Genomic DNA, 19937 nt, shown 5'->3' with positions numbered 1-19937 from the left:
TACCATTGTTACGGTTTGATCTTCCCTTCAAAGCCACCAAGGACAATGCCCTGGGTGCGCTTGATGAAGTCATGGGGGTACCCCAGTTCGACGGCGCTGAGTGTGTCCAGTGATGCCACCTGCTCCGCATCAAGCTGAAAATCCAGGCATGCCAGGTTATCGCTTAGCTGCTCCAGGGTTCTGGCGCCCAATAGCGGTATCACGCCTTTCTTGGCCCGCAGCCAGTTCAAAGCCACGTGGACCGGATGCCTTTCCAATCGAGTGGCAAGCGCACTTACCCCTCGGGCAATGGCGAGACTTCGTTCATCCAGAGGTTTGAGCTGGAAAGTGTCTAGACGCTTGCTTTGCGTGTCGAGTGGATCGCCGTACTTGCCGCTGAGAATGCCACTGGCCAGTGGCGACCAGGCGCAAACGGACAAGCCTAGGGCAGCAGCCATGGGCAGTAACTCACGTTCAGCGGCGCGCTCGATCAGGTTGTATTCGATCTGCAGGCCAATAAACGAAGTCCAACCTCGCAGCTCGGCTAAAGTGTTGGATTGCGCGACGACCCAAGCTGGTGTATTGGAAACACCGACATGCAGGATCTTGCCCTCCCGCACCAGGTCGTCGAGTGCACGCATCACTTCCTCGACGGGCGTAATGCCGTCCCAGCAGTGGGTCCAAAGGACATCGATGTAGTCAGAGTCCAACCGGCGCAGGCTTGCCTCGACGGAGCGTTTCAGGCTTTTGCGATGGTTGCCGGCAATGTTGGGGTTGCCTGTCCCAGGCACATGAAAGCTGTATTTGCTGGCGATAACCGCTTCATCTCGGTGCCCTTTGACCAGTCTGCCTAGAATCTCCTCCGAGCGCCCTTCTGAATAGATTTCGTTTGCCGTGTCGAAAAAGTTGCCGCCCGCATCGCGGAACATTTTGTAAATCGGGCCAGCATCCTGCTCCGAGGTGCCCCATTGCCTAGCGCCAAAGGTCATTGTTCCTAGGCAGAGTTCCGACACCCTTAAACCAGAGCGACCTAGTCGTTGATAATGCATACCTACCCTCACTGAGCTGAGTCGTGTGAATGGAGTGACGCCGCGCGCAGCGGCGTCATAGCTGCGCATGCAGCTGCTCAGCCCTCGTCGTTAACCCAGCGGACAAAGCGCTGCAGGGGATTGAAACCGTCATGAGGCAACCCGGCCTCAATGCCAGCAGAGCCGCCGATATTCACCACCCGCTGCGCCCCCGCCCCTGCCAACCGGTCGCGCAGCAGTGCTTTGCGTTCCGTTGGATAGACACCCACCGTCTGGGTGGCGATGTTCACGTGCCGTATCGCATCTTGCAGGTCCTGGACCTGCACGACATTGACGATCTTGCCATCAGGGTGGAAGTCAACGGGATCGTGTGAACGGATAACCACGCCCTCCCCGCCGTACCCACCCCACACCCGGTAGGCGGGCTCGAGCATCCGCAAACCGTCGATCTCGTCACGCAGCTCTGCTGGCACTCGCGGCCCAATAGCCGAAGCCATAGGTCGGTCGACATTCATGCGCTGCTGCAACAGTGCGCAGTACCGGTCGACTTGCTCGGTCGTGCCTTCGACAAACTGAAAGCGGCTGGAGGCGCAAGCCTGCTGGTTCATGAGGGTGACATCAAACGCTGCCTTGTCGGCAACTGCAGCCAGCGTTTCTGGTGAATCGAACACCTCCCGGCCAATCATCGAAATCGAGGTTTTAGGATCGAACGACACCAGTTCAAAACCAGGGCCAATGTACTTGCTGACACTGCGGATGGCGCTATCCCCGCCCCAAGCGACCACCTTGTCGAAGAACTGCGGCCTGAACAGTGCACGCTCGACCTGCTCATCGCCTCCTCGCCAGTACACTGCCGAGAACGAGCGCGTCAGCGGATGCCCAGGTGCCACGCTCGCCATGGCCCGCAAAATAGCCGGCGCGGTGAACAGGTCGTTGGAAGGCAGCTTGAGCAGGTGGACGCCCTTGGTCAGTGCTCCACGTACAACCGTCAATGCAGAAACGCCCGGGGCGTTACCTGCAACGATATGGATCAACCTGGGTGGAAATGCGCGTATACGGCTCTGGCGGCCACTGGGCGAATCCTTGATCTCGCGCCAGCCGTCGAGCACATCCGCGCCGCCGAGTTCAGTGCGGATCTGAAATTCCAGCCCCGCCCGATTGAACGGCGCTGAAATATTTTCATAGGAAAACTCCATGATATGCCGCGGCAACGGCCCTGTTTTGAGGGAGTTCTCCAAGGCTTGGGCTACCAGCCCTTCAGGGTCTGCCTTGAGCCACTGGCCGGTCTGTTCCAATACATCAATGATCTCGCTGACTGGGGTATCGAAGGCCGGGCCAGGCTTGTCCCGTGTCCATACCAACTGATCGAGGTCAATTCGAGGGGTCGCGAAGCGCGCCTGAGCAGGACCATGCACCGACTCGGCGCCTACTACCACATCGCCTTTGATGATATGGCATACAGCAACCGCTTCGGATGCGGGTTGTGCAACTGAGGAAGTAGTCATTCTGCAAGCGCTCCGCGAATGTAGGCATCGAGCGTACCCGCGCACCCGATATGGTCGTCCTGGCCAATCTGGCTAAAACGCGTGATGTTGTCGAGCAAGGTAGGGCCGTGGCGCCCGCAAGCGCACTGATCAGAGAAGTCGACGGTCACTTTGTCGCCGGTGATCACGCCCCCCCAGCGCCCTTCGAACAGCAGGTCAAGGAATGCAAATCGGCCTTCGACCCTGCCGTTTTCATCGGCATCCGCTGGCGTCAGCAAGCGCTCCCCCGGCTCATCGGTAATCAACCAGATCAAGCCAGGGGCGCGATGGTAGCGCCCGGCCTCACAGCGGGGCATCAGCTGGGCCATTTCAGTCATGCCATAGGCCGCCGGGCGGATGACGTTGCCGTAGAAGCGTTCCACTTGCTCTTTGTAGTCTTCAGGCAGTGCGACGCCTTTGATACCGCCACCCGCCTGAATAATGGCCCCAGGGTGGAATTCACCGTCGCCGATACCGCGCTCGCGCGCGCACTGGATAATCATCATGTGTTGGGCCCAAAGGCCACTGACCATGATCGGTTCATGGCGGTGGTCGAGGATTTTCTCGGCAAGCAGGCGCATGGCCGCTGCGCCCTCCTGCGCTTTCACCCGTGCTGAGGCTTCAAACGCCTGGATTTCTTCAGGTAGCGCTGTGCCCTCGGCGATGGCTTTGCGCATTGCCGCAGCACGGCTCACTTCACTGATCAGCAGCGGCTCTTCAGTCAGAGCAAACATGGCGCCCGGCCGCCCCCAATTAACGCGGCCGATCTGCGCCGATTCGATAGCGCTGTTGTACCCCTTGATCGGGCCCAACCAGAACAACGCACGATTTGGCTCTGCCTTCGCAAATGGCCAGGCCGTGGCATGCTTGTAATGCAGCGCCTTGTTTTCCTGGTCGCCGGCCGTGTGGTTGAGAAATGAGCACTTGCCACTCGAGCCGCTGGTGGCCAATGGGCGATGGCCAGCTTCATACAGGCGCTCAAGCCATTCATCAACATCGCGCACGCCGTCCACGTTGACATTGCTGACGTCAGCAACCGATAGCGTTTGCAGCCACTGCAGCATCCGGTCCCAACGATTGTTATCGATGAAGGACTGCGGGTAGGACTTGTAAACCGTGTGTGAGAAAAGTAGGGGCACCAGCTGTTCGAGGCTGTCGATGCGGGTGATCCCGGCTTCCTCGGCCCGGTGACGCAGGAGCGGTATCTGCTCAATACGTTCCTGGAACAGCTCTTGGGCAGCCTGGACCTGCATCTCATGCACCTTAGCCGGCGGCTGATCGAACGCGCTGTCGGGGTCGAGTATGTGCGACAACAATTGCTTACGTACGGGACTCATTGCTTACCTCACAGTGTTGTTCTTTTATGTGAACGGCGTTTTGTTTTCCAGTAGAAATTAATATACCGGTTTTTTCTCTGCGTCAACGGCACAAAATGCGCTGTCTTTACGGGAAAAGCCCGCATGAGAAATAGAATTGGCCAGTATCAAGCACTGCTGATAATGTATGGAGCACATACCTTCGAGATTTATTAGTTAGTTATGACTAACCGATCTGAGTGTCTCCAAGCTGTATTTGTTGCTCTGGCTGATCCCACCCGGCGCACCTTGTTGGAAATCCTCGCCCAGGCTCCAAGCCATGTGGCCGCGTTGGCACAGCAGGTGCCAGTGTCACGGTCAGCGGTGTCGCAGCACCTCAAGGTGCTCAAGGCCGCGGGATTGGTGCAACAAGCCAAGCGGGGCCAGCAGCGCATTTATGCGGTGATGAACGAATCGCAGGGGGCGCTCAAGGGATTAAGCGATTATGCGCTGTCGCTCGTTGCCCCGCCGCCAGGCGACGCGGATGCGAAAAGTGCCCCATCTGTCCTTCAGGAACGAGGCGAGTCGAGGGCATTGAATTGGTCAGCCGTGAACGACGAGGTCGACGCTCAAACCGTCTCATTGGCCGGGCGGTTTTATGTGGCGGGTCACCGTATGGAGCGTCTGCTCGCCCGCACCGCAGCCGCTTACCAGCTGAATGTTGGCGAAGCGATGATCTTGGGCACTTTGAAAAGGCTCGGGAATGACAGCACCTGCACGCCGACCGAATTAGGTCGGCATTCGCTGATATCCGTGACGGGCATCGCCAAGCGCCTGAATCGTCTTGAACAGGCAGGTTTGATTGAGCGCACGCATGCCGAACAGGATCGTCGGTCGGTAAAAGTGCGCTTGACGGCGGCGGGCGCCCGCACCTTCGAGGCGATCAGCCACGAGCAGTTCACTCACAGCTACGTCGGGTTCAACGCGCTTTCGCCGACGCAGCGCGAGGGCCTGGACAGCGTTTTGGAGAGCCTGCTGGATTCCCTTCCCGAAACCTGACTGCCGGTTTCGGGAAGGTCAGACGCCTCAGCGCTCTACATAGCGCTGCAGCCGCTCATTAATGATTGCACGGGCACCAGCAATGATGGTTTGCACAAGCGTATCGCAGCTCGGGATGTCATGGATCAGGCCTGCCCCCATACCGGCTGCGTAGGCGCCATCATCCGCGTCGCCACGCTCCACCGCACTTACCCAGCGCTGGCTGCTCGCCAAGGTCATCAGTTGGTCGTGGTCCGCCCCTGCCCGCTCCAGCTCCAGAATCTGATCGGTCAGTGCATTTTTCAGCACACGGGTGGAGTCGCCGATGCTGCGGCAGATCAGCGTGGTATCACGCTCCGTCGCCGACAGATACCGGGCTTTGACTGCTTCGGGCATCGGTGACTCACGGGTCATCAAAAACCGCGTTCCCATGGCTATCCCTTCTGCACCCAATGCCAATGCAGCCACTAAACCACGGCCGTCAGCGAATCCGCCATTGGCTACCACAGGGATAGTCAGTTGGTCGACCGCCGCTGGGACCAGCACCATACTGGGCACTTGGTCCTCGCCCGGATGCCCGGCCGCTTCAAACCCGGTCAAGCTCACTGCGTCTGCACCGAGCTGCTGTGCCTTCAGGGCAAAACGCACGGCAGTACATTTGTGAAGTACCTTGATCCCTGCTTCCTTGAAAGCGGCAATAAAGTACGCGGGATTGCCACCTGCCGTTTCCACGCATGTCACGCCAGCGTCCAGAATCACTTTGGCGCTGTCCTCAGGCTTGACGCTGAGTTTAGACAAGATCGTAAGGTTGACGCCGAATGGGTTGTCGGTGAGGCTGCGAACCTTCTCGATTTCCTCTCGCAAGGCACCAGGTGAAGGGAAGCTGTGGGCGGACAGAAAGCCAAGCCCGCCGGCGTTCGCAACTGCTGCTACAAGCTCTGCACGCGAAACGAAGCGCATGCCGCCCTGAATCAAAGGGTAATCAATACCGAAGAGTTCTGTGATTCTGGTCTTGAACATAGCAATTCCAAGAGATCGGATCTGAAGTGCAGTGACCGCGAACCGCTACTCTGATGAGCTGAGCACGGTCACTGCCTAGGGGGGGCCGTTCACGCCGACGCAAAGAGGGATGCTTGAGCAAGCTGCTTGCGGCATTCCCCGATCATGCGCTCGAGCAAGTCCTTGCACGTTGGAATGTCATTCATCAACCCAATCGCCTGGCTTGCCCACACCAAGCCATCGTTGACGCTCCCCGACTCAAGAGTCGCGCGTCCTCGAGCACCCACTACCAAGGGCCGGACATCCTCGAACGTGCAACCACCCGGCCGACGCTCGATCGCCACCACTTGTTCGGAAATCTCGTTACGGAAGACCCGACCACTGTTTTTCAACGTGCGGAAAATAACCACCGTGTCACGCTCGCTGCCTTGAACAACCGATTCCTTGATATTGGAATGGATGGGCGCTTCTTGGGTAAGCATGAATCGGGTACCCATGTTGACCCCCTGGGCGCCCAGTACAAGCGCAGCCGCCAGGCCGTACCCGTCAGCAATGCCGCCGGATGCAATCACAGGTATAGTCAGGGCTTTGACCGCTGCCGGTATCAGAACCAATCCACCAACATCATCCTCGCCCGGATGCCCAGCGCATTCAAAACTGTCGATGCTGATGATATCGACGCCGTTGCGCTGCGCGCTCAGTGCATGACGTACCGAAGTGCATTTGTGCAGGATTTTGATGCCAGCCGCCTTTAGCCGATCAAAAAACTCTTTAGGACAATTACCAGCGGTTTCGACGATCTTCACCCCGCTGTCGATAATGGCCTGCAGGTAGTCGGCATAGGGTGGCGGGTTGGCTGACGGGAGTACCGTCAAATTGACCCCGAACGGCTGATCTGTCAGCCCTCGGCACCGGTCGATCTCGGCGCGCAAAGCATCCGGTGTCGGCTGAGTAAGAGCGGTCAGAATACCTAGCCCGCCGGCATTGGAAACAGCAGAGGCAAGTTCAGCGCGCCCCACCCACATCATGCCCCCTTGTACGATCGGGTAGCGGATGCCAAGCAGCTCGGTAATTGCAGTCTTCATGCAGCACTGTCTCCTGAACAATTGATCACGCATTCGTTCTTTTATGTGAACGACGTTCAATTTATCAGCTTATCGTGAGGCGAACAATGCTTATGCCGCTCAGTCGTTAGCTGCATGGATTCCCATAACCCCGTCATTACATCCCGCCCAGCCCACGCCGTGTAACGTTCGGGCTCTGGTGCGCTGATGACTGATTCTCGCAAGTCAAATATTCGTACGTTCGGGGTATTGGTGGTGTATTGAGGCCAGCCAGGCAGAGGGCAACCACTCCTGACGAAGTGCGCCCAGTTGGCTTTCATCGAATTGCCGAGCGCCCCTCGCGCGCCGCACATCGGGCCGCCTCTGATCAGGAAGCCAAAGATCCCCCGCACCGGCCACAGGAATGCAAGTTCGAGCGCATGACAGGCTCCCAGCAGCGGATGGCGGTAGTCGAATCGGTAGAACCAGGTAGGATTAACTGCACTGTGGCGCTCGGCAAAATGCCGCGTGGGCAGTATGAAGTTAAGATCCGAGGCTAAGGCACTCTGGCCTTCCCGTGTTCGGGGATAGCTGGCCAGAATACGCTCGACCTGATCGGAAGGAAGCTGGCTACGCAGTAGCTTTTCCATATCTAGCCAGCGGACGGGCACCAGTTTGTTGCCTGGAAAAATTTCGAATCTGCGCGCCTCATCCAGGTTGGCGCCGGCCAGCAGAGGTACCGGCGCGGTAGGCGCCGCATGTGCCTCTGCCAGTGAACCTGGTAACAAGTCGCCATCGAACCATGGGCTAGCAGGCAGTGCGTACAGCTCTTGCGAGTTGATCGCGGCCTGGGCTTCTAACAATTGCTCAAGGCTAACTTGACGCAAGGTATCAATCGTTACCGTTTCAAGCCCAAGTAACTTCGCATAGCGACGTCCAATCCCCCGACTTTTTTCACGATCCTGTATGAGATTCACTGCCCCGCTTTGCATGATGGCGCCATGGAACAGTGGCCAGGCTTTCGAACTAAGCATCAGCAAAGACACGCTAACGGATCCTGCGGATTCACCGGCAACGGTAACGCGGGTCGGATCACCGCCAAATGCCTGAATGTTATCGCGGATCCACTCTAAAGCGGCGATCTGATCGCGAAGTCCTAGGTTGGAGGGTATTTCAGGAAGGTCAAACGCCTCAGCGAAATTCGCGAATCCGAGGATGCCCAAGCGGTAATTCAGGGTTACCACCAGCATGTCGCCGAGGGCCGCGAGTTCTGCGCCGTTGTAGGGGTTGCTTCCGCCGATCAGGAAGGCGCCTCCGTGGATCCAGACCATTACGGGCTTGAGCTCTGAACTTTTTCCTACGGGTGCCCAGATGTTAAGGTTGAGGCAGTTTTCCCCATAGTCGGGGGATTCCACCTGAGCGCGCTTGGCTTCGCTGCCGCGCCTTTGAGGGCACTGCGCGGCGAAATTTATCGCGGGCCTGGTGCCTTCCCAAGGCGTTACAGGTTGAGGCGGACCGAAGCGCTCCGCCTGCGCATACGGGACTCCCAACCAGCTTAAAATTTCTCCGTCGCGCGCCCCCTGCAGGTAGCCCGAGTCAGTTTTTCGGATCCCAAACAGCTCTGTAACTGCGGCCTTCATAACGCCCTCTTTCCCTGTGCGGGATCATGAATTGGTCTTGATTTGAGCGACATTCAGAATCATGAAACCACCGTGCGGGCAATGCTTGGGCTCCTCAGCTTGGTGAAATACCGACACCCACACCTTTGGTGCGTATGAACTCATCCAAGCCAGCTTTGCCGCCCTCCCGACCAAAGCCTGAATTCCCTAATCCGCCGAAAGGCAAGCCCGGATGGAGTGCAGGAGTCGCGCGATTGACATATACAGTCCCAGCGTGCAGGCGTTCGACCAGGCGTTGGGCAGTATTGAGGTTGTTGGTCTGAACGTATGCGGCCAAGCCGTACTCAGTGGCATTAGCAAGGGCCAAAGCTTCCTGCTCATCATGAAACTTGAAGGCGCATAGCACCGGGCCGAAAACTTCCTTCTGCGCAATGGAGGCATAAGGGTCGACATCTGCAATCAACGTCGGCGGGATGAAATTACCAGGGGTATTTGCAGTTGTGGTCTCATTCAAGAACCGGCCCGCACCGCTTGCACGCGCGGCGTCAATCATGTCCTGCACCCGCTCGCAGGCATTGGCATTGATCAAAGGCCCTACGATCACGTCTTTGTCGAGCGGGTCGCCGTAAGGTATATGTTCAATGGTGGTTTGAAGCGCATCGATAAAGCGCTCGTAGATCGCCTCATGGATGATCAAGCGTGTAGGTAAGGCACACCCCTGCCCACTGTTGGACAACCCAAACGCAGCGCAGTACGCTGCGGTGGCGTCGATATCCACATCGGGGAACACTACATTCGCCGATTTGCCCCCTAGCTCGAACACCAAGGGCTTTAGGGTATCCGAGGCCGACCGCATGATTGCACGTGCCGCAGCGGGCCCGCCTGTAAATGAAATCTTATCGATGCCTGGATGACTCACAAGTGCTGCGCCCGCCGCCACTCCACCTGGCAATACGTTGATGACCCCAGGCGGCACACCTGCTTCAAAGGCCAACTCCGCGAAAAGCTGGGAGCTGAACGGGGTGAACTCAGCCGGTTTGATGACAACGCAATTGCCGGCCGCAAGAGCAGCCGGGACCTTCATGGCCAACGACAACAAGGGAGCATTCCAAGTGATGATATGCCCCACGACACCATACGGCTCAGGCACGGTGTACTCGAAGTGGCCTCCTCCTGCATTGCTCCCCGTCACCAGCCCTTCTATTTTGTCCGACCAGCCGGCGTAGTAGCGCACCCAATTGGCGACCCGAGGTGCAATGCCATCGACCATGGTGCTGATTGGAATGCCGTTTTCGACCACCGCAATCTGGGAAAACCGTTCAATGTTCTGATCGATCAAGCCTGCAAAACGGTCGAGAATCGACCGGCGATGCGCTGGTTTCGTGAGACGCCATGCCGGGTACGCAGCACGGGCAGCAGCCACTGCCTTATCCACTTCGTCTCGGCCGGCTAGGGGTACGTCCATCTGGAACTCGCCTGTGGCGGCGTTACAGTGGCTGAAAGTCCCACCACTCCCTCGAACAAGGGCCTGTTCACCGATCAATAGTTTGACTTCAGGCAGTGTCGCGGCAATCGCTGCATGCGCCGCAGCGTTTGGAGCGATGAATTTCATCGTTGGAATTCCTTTCGCGGTGCCGTTCTTAAATGACTGTTGATGCCCTGCGCGACAGCCTTCTTGACCCCTGTCGGCGCTATTGCGCTGCGCCAGCCTCGATCAATGCATGGGCAGACAGTGGGCCGATTTCGGTAACCCCGCCGTCTACCGGGAGGTGCACACCGGTGATGAAGCGCGCCTCGTCACTGGCCAGGAAGCGCACGGCCATGGCGACATCCCAGCCATCACCCTCGATGCCCAGTGGGCCGACATTGCGCCGTTTGACTCGCATCTGTTCGGGTAGCAGCGACATCGCCAGCGGGGTGAGTACGTGGCCAGGTGCAACTGTGTTGGCCCGAATGCCTTGACGGCCATACAGCACCGTCAGCTCGCGTGCCAGTGCTGCCATGGCAGCTTTCGAAGGACCGTAGGCAATACTGCCGTGTGCGCGTATGCCCGCAATCGACGAAATGTTGATGATCGAGCCCCCGCCGTTCTGGGTCATTGCAGGCACCGAGTAACGACTCATAAGCATCGCGCTGGTCAAGTTGATGTTAAGCACACGCGTCCACGCATCTTCATCGTCTGCCTCCAGAGCGACCGGCGTAGCCACACCCACGTTGTTCACCAGGATGTCGAGACGGCCATAACGGCTCATGGTTTCCTCGACGATTCGGGCACAGTCATCACGCAGAGTGACATTTGCGCTGATAACGAACGCTTCAGCGCCCATGCTTTCTATCTGCTTGAGCGTGTCTTGCGCGCGCTGAGCGTCCAGGTCCACAAGGCACACTTTGGCCCCTTCGCCGGCGAGGACGACTGCAATTGCACGACCAATACCAATGCCGTCGCCTTCGGCGCCAGCGCCGGTGACGATTGCGACCTTGCCGGCCATCGTTGAGTTGTATTGTTTGGGTTGAGGCATTATTCAGCGCTCCAGATGCAAGCAGGTATTCAACCGGCAGGCGAACACCCCGGCGCGGTGCCCTTAAAAAGAGCTCGCGCCGGGGCATCAATGACAAGCCCGCCAAGTAAAGGGTTAGTGGATGGACCGCACCAGTGTTGCGATCAGTCCATCGTCGCTATTGACCAGCACTGTCTCGCCGATCTGGAAGGTTTTCGGGATGTCATCGCCCTCGCGCTTCTTCCCGTCGGTCCCACGCACGTAAGTCTGCGGTACGATCTCAAAGCCCTTTTCCTGCTGAGTGCGCTGGTCACGCAAGGTAACCTGATCCGGCGTAATGCTGAGTACCTGTCCAATCGTCGGCACCTTGCCCGAGGCTTCGGTGACGCGAATATCCATGGACATCCGGAAGCGGTCTTTCGACAAATTGGTCAAGCCACTGTGGGGCAGATTCAAATCGAAGATCACAATGTCGCCCGGTTCGAAATCAGCCCGCTTCCAGCCTTCTATGGGAATAAGGTCGGCCGGAATAGGGAATGAGGGAGGGTTGGTCACGTCATGCAAGATGGGGCCGCGGTGCGCGCCCTCAACCCAGGCGCAGCCACCCACTTCATCGTCAACCGTATCGATTGGCACCCAGCAGATTTTCATCTCCAGGCCGCGGCTGTAGAAGCCATCCTGGTGAGGGTAGATGAAGCGGTTCTGGCCTGGATCCTCTACCGGTGGATTGGCTCGGTATTCGGCAATTGGCAGCCAGAACGGATCGTCACCAAGCAGCTCTTTCACGGTCGCGACGATCTTGGGGTTTTCGGTCAGCATGCGATGCATGTCGTTGTGGTTGAATTCGCTGACACGCGCGAGCTCGGCGGGGGATACACTCTTGCCTTCAAAGCTGGAGCCGTTATAACGATTTTCGGTAACGCCAGGGTCAATCAGGCCATGGCGCTGTAGATAATCAATCCAGCGAGCACGCATTTCACCGATAACGCCCTTGTCCAGGACCCCTTTGAAGTACCAGTAACCGTCACGCTCCCACGCCTGATCAAGCGCTTTTCGGTCGCCGAGCAGGTGATTAGCAGTTTTCAATTGGCCCATTTGTTTGGGCGGGTTCAACGGTACGGTTTGTGCGTTGTTATTGTTCATACACCGTCTTTCCTTCTGACTTGAGTTCAGTCAACCAGGTTGATGATGTCCCATGCTGACATCGGAATTCGGGCCTCAACTAGTGTCGAATTCAACATAATTAGGGGGTGAATTCGACACCTCATTCGCTGAGTTGTATCTATTGATTACGCTCCCGCTGTGCGGCCATCATCAATCACCTGCATGGCGCCGGTTATCCCTGCTGCTTCGTCACTAGCCAGGAACAGCGCCAGGCTTGCCACTTCGTGCGGTTCGATCATGCGGGCGCTGGTTCGCGCTAACAGGCTGGCCATGCTTTCATCGGAAAGCCCCTCAAAAATCGACGTACGCGTCATGCCTGGACAAATGGCGTTAACGCGGATCCGATGGGGTCGATACTCCAAAGCCGCGGCCCGCGTCATCATCAGCAGCGCCCCCTTGGATGCCAAATAGGCGATGGAATTGGTGGTGGCTGAAAATGCACCGACAGAAGCGGTGTTTATGATCGAACCGCCCCCAGAGGTCATCATCAACACCAAGGCGCTTCTCATCATCAGGAACGCACCCCGTTGGTTCACATCGATGACGCGATCCCAATCCGTGAGAGTCACTTCATGAGTGGGTACCCGCTGCGTGGGACCGATACCGGCGTTGTTGGCCAGCACATCGAGCCGGCCATAGCGCGCATGAACATGCGCGAATAATGCTTCGACCGCCGCTGGGTCACTGACATCGCACGGCCATGACTCGAAACTGCCCATGGCGTTATCCCCCGTACCAGACGGCACAGGCTCGACCGTATCAAGGTCCACGGCTATTACCCGCGCGCCCTCCTGCACGAACCGTTGCGCCATTGCCCGGCCAATACCCGCTCCCGCCCCTGTGACCACTGCTACCTTGCCCGCAATTCGAGCCATGGAAATACCCTCCGATTGATGTCGACCCAGCGCAACGATGCTTATCGTGCCACCACGCCCCGCTCACGCAGACAGGCAACGATCTGCTGGGCAGCATCCACTGCGCTCTGGCGTGTGGTGTCGATGTAGACTTCCGGCGAAAGCGGAGTCTCGTAGGGCGAATCGATGCCAGTGAAGTTCTTCAACGTTCCCTGACGCGCCTTTTTGTATAGCCCTTTGGGGTCACGCTGCTCCACCACTGCCAGTGGGGTATCGATGAAGACCTCGACGAATTCACCCTCTTCCACCAGGCTACGCGCCAATTCGCGCTCAGCCCTGAACGGTGAGATGAATGCACTGATGACCACCAGCCCTGCATCGACCATCAGGTGGGAAACCTCGGCGATACGGCGGATATTCTCGACCCTGTCAGCGGCCGTGAATCCAAGGTCTTTGTTCAGGCCATGGCGTACATTGTCACCATCAAGCAGGTAGGTACGCACACCAAGCGCATGAAGCTGCTGCTCGACCAGGTTGGCAATGGTGGACTTGCCCGTGCCCGAGAGCCCTGTCAGCCAGAGAACGACAGGCTTATGCCCACCGAGCCGGCTACGTGCGGCCTTGTTCACTTCCACTGCCTGCCAATGCACGTTTTGTGCTCTGCGCAGGGCAAACTGCAGCATCCCTGCCCCGACCGTGAGGTTGGTGATACGGTCGATGACGATGAAGCTGCCCATGTCGCGATTCTGGTTATACGGGTCAAACGGCTGAGGTCGGTCAAGCGCTATGTTGCAGACAGCAATATCGTTCAGCTGCAGTGTCTTGCCCGGCAGATGCTGCAATGTGTTCACGTCGACGAGGTGCTTCGGCGTCGAGAACGTTGCGCTGACTGTGCTTGCGCCCATCTTCAGCAGATAGGGGCGGCCGGGCAGCATCTCGTTGGCGTCCATCCATACCAGCGTGATCTGGAACTGGTCCGAAACCTCTGCCGGATCGTCTGCTGCCACCAGTACGTCGCCGCGGCTGATATCGATTTCGTCTGCCAGGGTGACGGTGATGGACTGATGCCGCTGTGCGAGAGCCAGATCTCCGTCGAAGGTAACGATGCGTTTGACCGTACTGCAATTACCCGATGGCAACACCCGCACATTGTCACCTGGCCTGAGCGAGCCCCCCAGCATGCGGCCGGAGAAACCCCGGAAATCGAGATTGGGCCGATTGACCCATTGCACCGGCATGCGCAGAGGGGCGTCGTTACTCACATTGCCAATGTCGACGCTTTCCAGGTATTGCATCAGGCTAGGCCCTGCATACCAAGGGGTATTGGGGCTGGGTTCGGTCATGTTGTCGCCCTTGAGGGCAGAAAGCGGGATGCTCTGGATGCAGCTGAACTCCAGTTGCTGAGCGAATGTACGGTAGGCCTGGTCGATACGCTCGAACACTTCCTGTGCGTAATCGACCATGTCGAGCTTGTTCACCGCTAGCACCACATGCTTGATGCCGATCAGTGATACCAGGTAGCTGTGGCGAAACGTCTGGGTCAATAGGCCTCGGCGAGCATCAACCAGGATGATCGCGACATCGGCAGTGGAAGCACCGGTCACCATGTTGCGGGTGTACTGCTCATGCCCGGGGGTGTCCGCGACGATGAACTTGCGCTTGTCGGTGGAAAAGAACCGATAGGCGACATCGATGGTGATGCCTTGCTCGCGCTCGGCGCTCAGCCCATCGACCAGCAGGGCAAAGTCCAGCTGGTCGCCCTGGGTGCCAGACTTGCGGGAATCTGCTTCCAGAGCGGTCATCTGGTCTTCGAGCAAGGCTTTCGCTTCATACAGCAGGCGGCCGATGAGCGTGCTCTTGCCATCATCGACGCTACCGCAGGTAATGAACCGCAAGAGCGTCTTTTGCTCGTGAAGGTTGAGGTACTGCTCGATGTCTTGCTCGATGAGTGCAGTGTTTGCGTTCATTAGAAGTACCCCTCGACTTTTTTCTTTTCCATGGAGCCTGCGCTGTCGTGGTCGATCACGCGCCCTTGGCGTTCAGTGGTGGTGGACAGCAGCATTTCCTGGATGATGGCCGGCAGCGTGTCTGCCTGAGATTCCACCGCCCCGGTCAACGGGTAGCAACCCAACGTGCGGAAACGCACACTGCGCATTTGCACGCTCTCGCCGTCTCGCAGTGGCATGCGCTCGTCATCCACCATGATCAGCGTGCCGTCGCGCTCTACCACCGGCCGCTCAGCGGCGAGATAGAGCGGCACGATGGGGATGTTCTCGCGGTAGATGTACTGCCAGATATCCAGCTCGGTCCAATTGGAAAGCGGGAATACGCGGATGCTTTCTCCTGGGTGTTTGCGCGCGTTGTACAAGCGCCACAACTCCGGGCGCTGGGCCTTGGGGTCCCAGCGTTGCTGGGCTGAGCGAAAAGAGAACACCCGCTCCTTGGCACGGGACTTTTCCTCATCCCTGCGTGCGCCGCCGAATGCCAGGTCAAATTTGTGCAGGGCCAGCGCCTGCTTCAGCCCTTCGGTTTTCCACATATCGGTGTGCAATGCCGAGCCGTGGGTGAACGGATTGATGTTCTGCGCTTGGGCCTCGGGGTTGCGATGAACCAGCAACTGCATGCCCGATGCTTTCGCCATCTCTTCGCGCATCTGATACATCGCCTGGAATTTCCAGGTGGTGTCTACATGCAACAACGGGAACGGCGGGCGAGACGGAAAGAACGCTTTGCGTGCCAAGTGCAGCATCACGGCGCTGTCCTTACCGATCGAGTAAAGCATTACCGGGTTTTCTGACTCCGATACCGCTTCACGGAGGATATCGATGCTGTCTGCTTCCAGACGTTGCAGATGGGTCAAATCAGTCATGTTGGAGCTCCTCGTGCCGCTGGCACTCGGCAATGGTCGAAAGGAGAGCGTCTGCAACCTCTGGCCGGCAGATCAGAAGATCGGGCATAAACACGTCACGCTGGTTGTAGCTGCAGGGGCTACCGTCAATGCGCGAAGCATGCAGCCCCGCCGCCAGCGCCACACCCACGGGGGCGCAAGAATCCCATTCGTACTGGCCACCCGCGTGCAGATAGGCGTGGGCCTCACCACGCACCACCGCCATGGCCTTGGCGCCCGCCGACCCCATGGGCACCAATTGCGCGTTCAGCCGCTGTGCAACCTGCTCGGCGATCCGCGGCGCTCGAGTGCGGCTCACCAGAATCTTCATGCCCCCTACTGGCGCTGGAGGTAGAGCGATTGACGCAGCTGCACTGAACACCTGGCCCAGTCCAGGCAGGCTCACAGCACATGCCTCGGCGACTTTGCCGTCCTTGACCAAGCCGATGTGCACGGCCCAATCCAAGCGGCCTTCCGCGTATTCCCGGGTGCCATCGAGCGGATCAACAATCCACACCCGTTGCTTGTGCAAGCGAGCATCGTCGGATGCCTCTTCTTCCGAAAGCAGGCCGTCATCAGGGCGATGTCTGCGCAACAAGTCGGTCAGCAAGGTATTCGCCAGGCGATCACCATGCGCGCCAAGGTAGCTACTCGATAACAGGCCATGCTCCCTCAGCTTGAGCAGATGTTCGCCGGCAGCGGTTGCCAGCCGTAACGCCAGTTCGGCGTCGTCTATAGTCGGATCGGCCATCGGGATACCTCTTGAAGTACAGGAAGTGGCTCAGGCCAGTGCCTGGCGCTGGATGTAGGGGGCGAACCGTTGGTTGATCAGGTCTGGGTCCAAACCATAGGTTTCAGCGCTATAGCGGTGCTCACCGTGGCGGGCTTCCGGCGCAGCGGTTATCCGCGCAAGCATCCGCGCATGCGCCGCATCGCTTAAGGTAAGGCCGAAGTGGTCGTAGATCGTCTGGATTACAGCCATCGGTTGCCGCTGGATGTCCTGTTGCAGAATGTCCAGGAACTGCCCTGGCGCCCTGGCTCTTGCGCGGTGTGCGTCCTCCACTGCCGCCCCCCAGTAGCTGGCTTCACGCTCACCGATCGCCTGAGCATCAACGCCCTCCTCCAGAATGCCGCGCGCCTCACGAAGCACACTGCACAGCGAAGGCAGTGCGCTGGCCGGGGCGCGATGGGTCTGGATCACGCAAGCATCGGGAAACACGTCCAGCAAGTTGCCGACTTGGGCCACATGCCCTGGGTTCTTCAACAGCCAGGTTTTCTCCGGGCTGTTGGCGCCGATCAATTGAATGACCTTGCGAAGGTGCCGATAACTGCTCGCCTCGCTCTGCTCCAGCCACCAGCGGTCGTAGTCGGGTACGCGCAGGGAAGAGCCGAAGAAGTTGCTGCAAAAATTCTGCTTCAGCACTTCCAGGCATTCGTCTACGTCATCGGCTCGCATGTCATGGGCAGCACGCATGTGTGGCGCCGCTGCGAAAAACTGTTCGAGACCGGCGGCGCAAGCCTGGTACCAAGGGTTCGTGGCCCACGTGGCGCGCTCTGGCCGCGGCATCGGAAACGCAGTGAGCCAGCGCTCCATCCCTTGGAATTGCGGGTCCATCGACAACAACTTGTGAAGTGCCGTGGTGCCCGTACGCGGGATGCCGATCACGATCAGCGGGCGCGTTACTGGATGCTGCAAACAGGTTGGATGATCTTTCCAGCCCTGCTGGCTGAGCACGCGTGAAATCAGCACGCCGACCAGCAGGTTCCAGGCAAACTCGCGGCCGCCAGGCTTGAAGACCGGGCCATTGTCATCCAGGGCAGCCAGCAGCCGCTGCAACCCCGGGAGGTATTCAGCAGGGTCACCAAAGTCTGTCAAACCCGTTGCGGCGCTGGCGGCGGCGTGCAACTGCCCCTCCGCGCCCTTGAAGTTGGCGGATATCGTCACGATGATCATCTCGTTAGCTAGTGATAGAAAATGGCGGACGCCACGTTGCGGTCGCTGCAGTTACCCCGGCCGGGCGGTAGCGATAGCGGCCTGAATTTCGGCAAAGGTAGGATTGCGGCGCAGCGTCAGGCCGCCATTCACTTGCAAGGTCTGGCCGGTCATGAAGCACCCCTCGCCGGCCAGGAACAATGCCGCTTGGGCGATATCGTCCACGGTGCCCAAGCGGCCCAGCGGGTACTCCCGCTCGAAGGCCTGGCGCACGCCGGGCACTTCGGTGAAGCCTTGGGTCATTCCGCTCTCGGTCAGGCCTGGGGCGATGCTGTTGATACGGATACCGCGCACCCCGTACTCATCGGCGACCGCCCGCACTACATGCTCGCCGGCGGCCTTGCAGGCGCCGTACAACGTCTGGTCCTGGAAGCCGATACGGGCGATGGCCGACGACAGCATGATCACCGAGCCCCCATCGGACATCGCTCTCAGCATGCTTTGCAAAAACTGGAACGAGCCTTTGAAAACGGTGCGATAAACCTGGTCCAGGTCCTCCTCGGTGGTCTCGGCAAACGGCTTGCTCAACCCCATGCCCGCAGCATTGACCGCAATGTCAAGCTGACCGTAGCGTTGCAATGTGATCTCGGCCAGGCGCTCAAGGTCAGCCTTACAGGTCACGTCGCATGCCAGACAACTGCCGCCTATATCCCATGCAAGTTGCTCTAGGGGAGCGATGCGCCTGGCCGCGACCACTACCTTGGCGCCATGCGCCGCGAACAGTCGGGCGATAGCGCTGCCCATGCCCGGATTAGTGGAGGCACCCAGCACGACCGCCACCTTGCCATTGAGTTGTTCCATGCTGGCTGCCTCCTACCAACGCCGGCGTAATTGCGCCCCGAGGCGACGCACGCGCAGGGCCTCACAGCGCTCCACCGGCGTGACGCGCAACGTATCCAATGGCAAATGCTCATTCAGGTCGGCCAGTTTGACTTTCTTCAGGGTGGGCGTGGGATGAGAGCTGCTGCGGTACCATCGCCCGATCAACATACCCTTCAGATTGCCGCCGGTATCCAGCCAGTTGGCAACGCCTGGGTCTTCGATGGATAGCACCGCGCGAAACTTCCCGTCGCCATTCACATGTGCTTGATGACCGTTGAGGCTGCTCTGGCGATGAACGAGTTCGACCTGGTTCCACAAGGCATCGACGACCTGAACGTTCCAATACACCAAGCTTTCCGGGAGTTCGGTTTCCAGAATCAGCGCCTCGTCAGGCTGCAAGTCGTAGGTGCATTCGTAATAGGCCTGTGGCCAGTCATCTCCGTTACCCAGCTCGGCAAAGGTGACCAACTGCATCTGGTGCGGCGGGCGGCTGGTGCGGCTGTTGGCGATGATCCCTTGGCACAGTTGTGACAGACGCTTCACGTAACCGCCAAACAGCTCGCGCAGTTGCTGGTCAATGGTTGCCACGCTCATGCGTGGTTTTAGCGGCTGCGCCCCCAGGCGTTCGATACATACCTTGACCTCGCGTTCATTCCCCCAATCGTAGGAAAACTGGCGCAATAGCAAGAAGCGGGATTCTGGGTTCAGGTAAAACCAGTTGCCTAGGTAGCCTTCCGGCCGCTCACTGCTGAAGATGACTTCAAAACTGCCGTCCTCGGAGATGTCCAACTGGTTGAGGTCATAGTTGTTGAAGCCCGGGCCAGGTGGGTTGCCCATACCGATCATGTGCTTGCCCGTTGCGAAGCCCGCTACCGGCACATTCCCCCGGTTGCCTGACACCCGGTAGATCCCCTCCCCGCTTACGGCACTGAAGTGGTAAACAGCGTCCGGATTGGGCTGCGCCAGGAACACCGAATTTTCAAAAGGCGCCCAGTCGGGGTAATCGGGGTCCGCCTGAAAATACAGAAAGTAACCTTGCGACAGGTTCATCGCGAATTGGCGGTACAGTTCGGCACGCAATTGTTCGTCAAGTGGATCCCACAGCTGTTGTTCGACTTCGCTGGCGGCTTTAAGCAGGTCGACGTAGCCCGCCCATGGTTGCAGGGAAGCAATCATTCAGTCACCTCCGGTGGAG

17 protein-coding genes are annotated in these 19937 nt (G+C 58.6%); 1 reads left to right on the top strand and 16 read right to left on the bottom strand.

All coding sequences use genetic code 11. The features are described 5' to 3' along the window. Nucleotides 1-8: 8 nt before the first annotated feature. Genes ACIP1G_RS02925 through ACIP1G_RS02915 form a run of 3 tightly spaced genes read right to left on the bottom strand, consistent with a single transcriptional unit; the run spans nucleotide 9 to nucleotide 3867 of the window. Nucleotides 9-1097 (bottom strand): aldo/keto reductase, encoded by a 1089-nt coding sequence (locus tag ACIP1G_RS02925; protein WP_400733523.1) that lies wholly within the window; start codon nucleotides 1095-1097, stop codon nucleotides 9-11. A gap of 8 nt (nucleotides 1098-1105) precedes the next feature. Continuing rightward, nucleotides 1106-2512 carry an acyl-CoA reductase gene (locus ACIP1G_RS02920; RefSeq protein WP_400733521.1) on the bottom strand — a complete coding sequence of 469 codons (1407 nt, stop codon included), beginning with the start codon at nucleotides 2510-2512 and terminating at the stop codon, nucleotides 1106-1108. Continuing rightward, nucleotides 2509-3867: a hypothetical protein gene (locus ACIP1G_RS02915; RefSeq protein ID WP_400733519.1), complete on the bottom strand. Its 1359-nt coding sequence runs from the start codon at nucleotides 3865-3867 to the stop codon at nucleotides 2509-2511. The genes ACIP1G_RS02920 and ACIP1G_RS02915 overlap by 4 nt, the downstream gene beginning before the upstream one ends. A 201-nt stretch (nucleotides 3868-4068) precedes the next feature. Between ACIP1G_RS02915 and ACIP1G_RS02910 the strand changes: the two genes are divergently transcribed. Beyond that, a complete protein-coding gene (locus tag ACIP1G_RS02910; protein ID WP_400733517.1) occupies nucleotides 4069-4884 on the top strand; it encodes a metalloregulator ArsR/SmtB family transcription factor in 816 nt (271 codons plus the stop codon). A gap of 27 nt (nucleotides 4885-4911) precedes the next feature. On the opposite strand, the gene ACIP1G_RS02905 is transcribed toward ACIP1G_RS02910, so the two are convergent. From ACIP1G_RS02905 to ACIP1G_RS02845, 13 genes are all read right to left on the bottom strand, one after another. Then, a complete protein-coding gene (locus ACIP1G_RS02905; protein ID WP_400733828.1) occupies nucleotides 4912-5889 on the bottom strand; it encodes an NAD(P)H-dependent flavin oxidoreductase in 978 nt (325 codons plus the stop codon). Between the two features lie 83 nt (nucleotides 5890-5972). After that, on the bottom strand, nucleotides 5973-6947 hold the full coding sequence (locus tag ACIP1G_RS02900) for an NAD(P)H-dependent flavin oxidoreductase (protein WP_400733516.1): 975 nt from the start codon (nucleotides 6945-6947) through the stop codon (nucleotides 5973-5975). A gap of 56 nt (nucleotides 6948-7003) precedes the next feature. Beyond that, on the bottom strand, nucleotides 7004-8545 hold the full coding sequence (locus ACIP1G_RS02895; protein ID WP_400733515.1) for a carboxylesterase/lipase family protein: 1542 nt from the start codon (nucleotides 8543-8545) through the stop codon (nucleotides 7004-7006). A 94-nt stretch (nucleotides 8546-8639) separates the two neighbouring features. After that, nucleotides 8640-10136 (bottom strand): aldehyde dehydrogenase family protein, encoded by a 1497-nt coding sequence (locus ACIP1G_RS02890; RefSeq protein WP_400733514.1) that lies wholly within the window; start codon nucleotides 10134-10136, stop codon nucleotides 8640-8642. A 79-nt stretch (nucleotides 10137-10215) separates the two neighbouring features. Beyond that, nucleotides 10216-11043 (bottom strand): SDR family NAD(P)-dependent oxidoreductase, encoded by an 828-nt coding sequence (locus tag ACIP1G_RS02885; RefSeq protein WP_400733513.1) that lies wholly within the window; start codon nucleotides 11041-11043, stop codon nucleotides 10216-10218. 114 nt (nucleotides 11044-11157) lie between these two features. Beyond that, nucleotides 11158-12165, bottom strand: a complete 1008-nt coding sequence (locus ACIP1G_RS02880) for a phytanoyl-CoA dioxygenase family protein (RefSeq protein WP_400733512.1) — start codon at nucleotides 12163-12165, stop codon at nucleotides 11158-11160. Between the two features lie 146 nt (nucleotides 12166-12311). Next, nucleotides 12312-13061 (bottom strand): SDR family NAD(P)-dependent oxidoreductase, encoded by a 750-nt coding sequence (locus ACIP1G_RS02875; RefSeq protein ID WP_400733511.1) that lies wholly within the window; start codon nucleotides 13059-13061, stop codon nucleotides 12312-12314. Between the two features lie 41 nt (nucleotides 13062-13102). Further along, a complete protein-coding gene (gene cysN, locus ACIP1G_RS02870; RefSeq protein ID WP_400733510.1) occupies nucleotides 13103-15007 on the bottom strand; it encodes a sulfate adenylyltransferase subunit CysN in 1905 nt (634 codons plus the stop codon). Further along, entirely contained in the window at nucleotides 15007-15909 is a 903-nt protein-coding gene (cysD, locus tag ACIP1G_RS02865; protein ID WP_400733509.1) for a sulfate adenylyltransferase subunit CysD, read from the bottom strand. The genes cysN and cysD overlap by 1 nt, the downstream gene beginning before the upstream one ends. Next, nucleotides 15902-16678, bottom strand: coding sequence for a 3'(2'),5'-bisphosphate nucleotidase CysQ (locus ACIP1G_RS02860; protein WP_400733508.1), 777 nt, complete (start codon nucleotides 16676-16678; stop codon nucleotides 15902-15904). The genes cysD and ACIP1G_RS02860 overlap by 8 nt, the downstream gene beginning before the upstream one ends. 30 nt (nucleotides 16679-16708) lie before the next feature. Beyond that, a complete protein-coding gene (locus tag ACIP1G_RS02855) occupies nucleotides 16709-17872 on the bottom strand; it encodes a sulfotransferase family protein (protein ID WP_400733507.1) in 1164 nt (387 codons plus the stop codon). Between the two features lie 60 nt (nucleotides 17873-17932). After that, on the bottom strand, nucleotides 17933-18721 hold the full coding sequence (locus tag ACIP1G_RS02850) for an SDR family NAD(P)-dependent oxidoreductase (protein WP_400733504.1): 789 nt from the start codon (nucleotides 18719-18721) through the stop codon (nucleotides 17933-17935). Nucleotides 18722-18733: 12 nt separating this feature from the next. Then, entirely contained in the window at nucleotides 18734-19918 is a 1185-nt protein-coding gene (locus ACIP1G_RS02845; RefSeq protein WP_400733501.1) for a DUF1214 domain-containing protein, read from the bottom strand. Nucleotides 19919-19937: the final 19 nt, after the last annotated feature.

The sequence above is a fragment of the Pseudomonas sp. NPDC089392 genome (assembly GCF_044749595.1).
GTDB lineage: Bacteria > Pseudomonadota > Gammaproteobacteria > Pseudomonadales > Pseudomonadaceae > Aquipseudomonas.
The sequence above is the reverse complement of the archived record's forward strand: the minus strand, read 5'-3'. Positions and strand labels throughout refer to the sequence as shown.

What these genes read in the sequence shown, in the direction of transcription:
- ACIP1G_RS02925 (WP_400733523.1), bottom strand. Translation starts at nt 1,097, where the DNA reads ATGCGCAGCTATGACGCCGCTGCGCGCGGCGTCACTCCATTCACACGA.
- ACIP1G_RS02920 (WP_400733521.1), bottom strand. Translation starts at nt 2,512, where the DNA reads ATGACTACTTCCTCAGTTGCACAACCCGCATCCGAAGCGGTTGCTGTA.
- ACIP1G_RS02915 (WP_400733519.1), bottom strand. Translation starts at nt 3,867, where the DNA reads ATGAGTCCCGTACGTAAGCAATTGTTGTCGCACATACTCGACCCCGAC.
- ACIP1G_RS02910 (WP_400733517.1), top strand. Translation starts at nt 4,069, where the DNA reads ATGACTAACCGATCTGAGTGTCTCCAAGCTGTATTTGTTGCTCTGGCT.
- ACIP1G_RS02900 (WP_400733516.1), bottom strand. Translation starts at nt 6,947, where the DNA reads ATGAAGACTGCAATTACCGAGCTGCTTGGCATCCGCTACCCGATCGTA.
- ACIP1G_RS02895 (WP_400733515.1), bottom strand. Translation starts at nt 8,545, where the DNA reads ATGAAGGCCGCAGTTACAGAGCTGTTTGGGATCCGAAAAACTGACTCG.
- ACIP1G_RS02890 (WP_400733514.1), bottom strand. Translation starts at nt 10,136, where the DNA reads ATGAAATTCATCGCTCCAAACGCTGCGGCGCATGCAGCGATTGCCGCG.
- ACIP1G_RS02885 (WP_400733513.1), bottom strand. Translation starts at nt 11,043, where the DNA reads ATGCCTCAACCCAAACAATACAACTCAACGATGGCCGGCAAGGTCGCA.
- ACIP1G_RS02880 (WP_400733512.1), bottom strand. Translation starts at nt 12,165, where the DNA reads ATGAACAATAACAACGCACAAACCGTACCGTTGAACCCGCCCAAACAA.
- ACIP1G_RS02875 (WP_400733511.1), bottom strand. Translation starts at nt 13,061, where the DNA reads ATGGCTCGAATTGCGGGCAAGGTAGCAGTGGTCACAGGGGCGGGAGCG.
- cysN (WP_400733510.1), bottom strand. Translation starts at nt 15,007, where the DNA reads ATGAACGCAAACACTGCACTCATCGAGCAAGACATCGAGCAGTACCTC.
- cysD (WP_400733509.1), bottom strand. Translation starts at nt 15,909, where the DNA reads ATGACTGATTTGACCCATCTGCAACGTCTGGAAGCAGACAGCATCGAT.
- ACIP1G_RS02860 (WP_400733508.1), bottom strand. Translation starts at nt 16,678, where the DNA reads ATGGCCGATCCGACTATAGACGACGCCGAACTGGCGTTACGGCTGGCA.
- ACIP1G_RS02850 (WP_400733504.1), bottom strand. Translation starts at nt 18,721, where the DNA reads ATGGAACAACTCAATGGCAAGGTGGCGGTCGTGCTGGGTGCCTCCACT.
- ACIP1G_RS02845 (WP_400733501.1), bottom strand. Translation starts at nt 19,918, where the DNA reads ATGATTGCTTCCCTGCAACCATGGGCGGGCTACGTCGACCTGCTTAAA.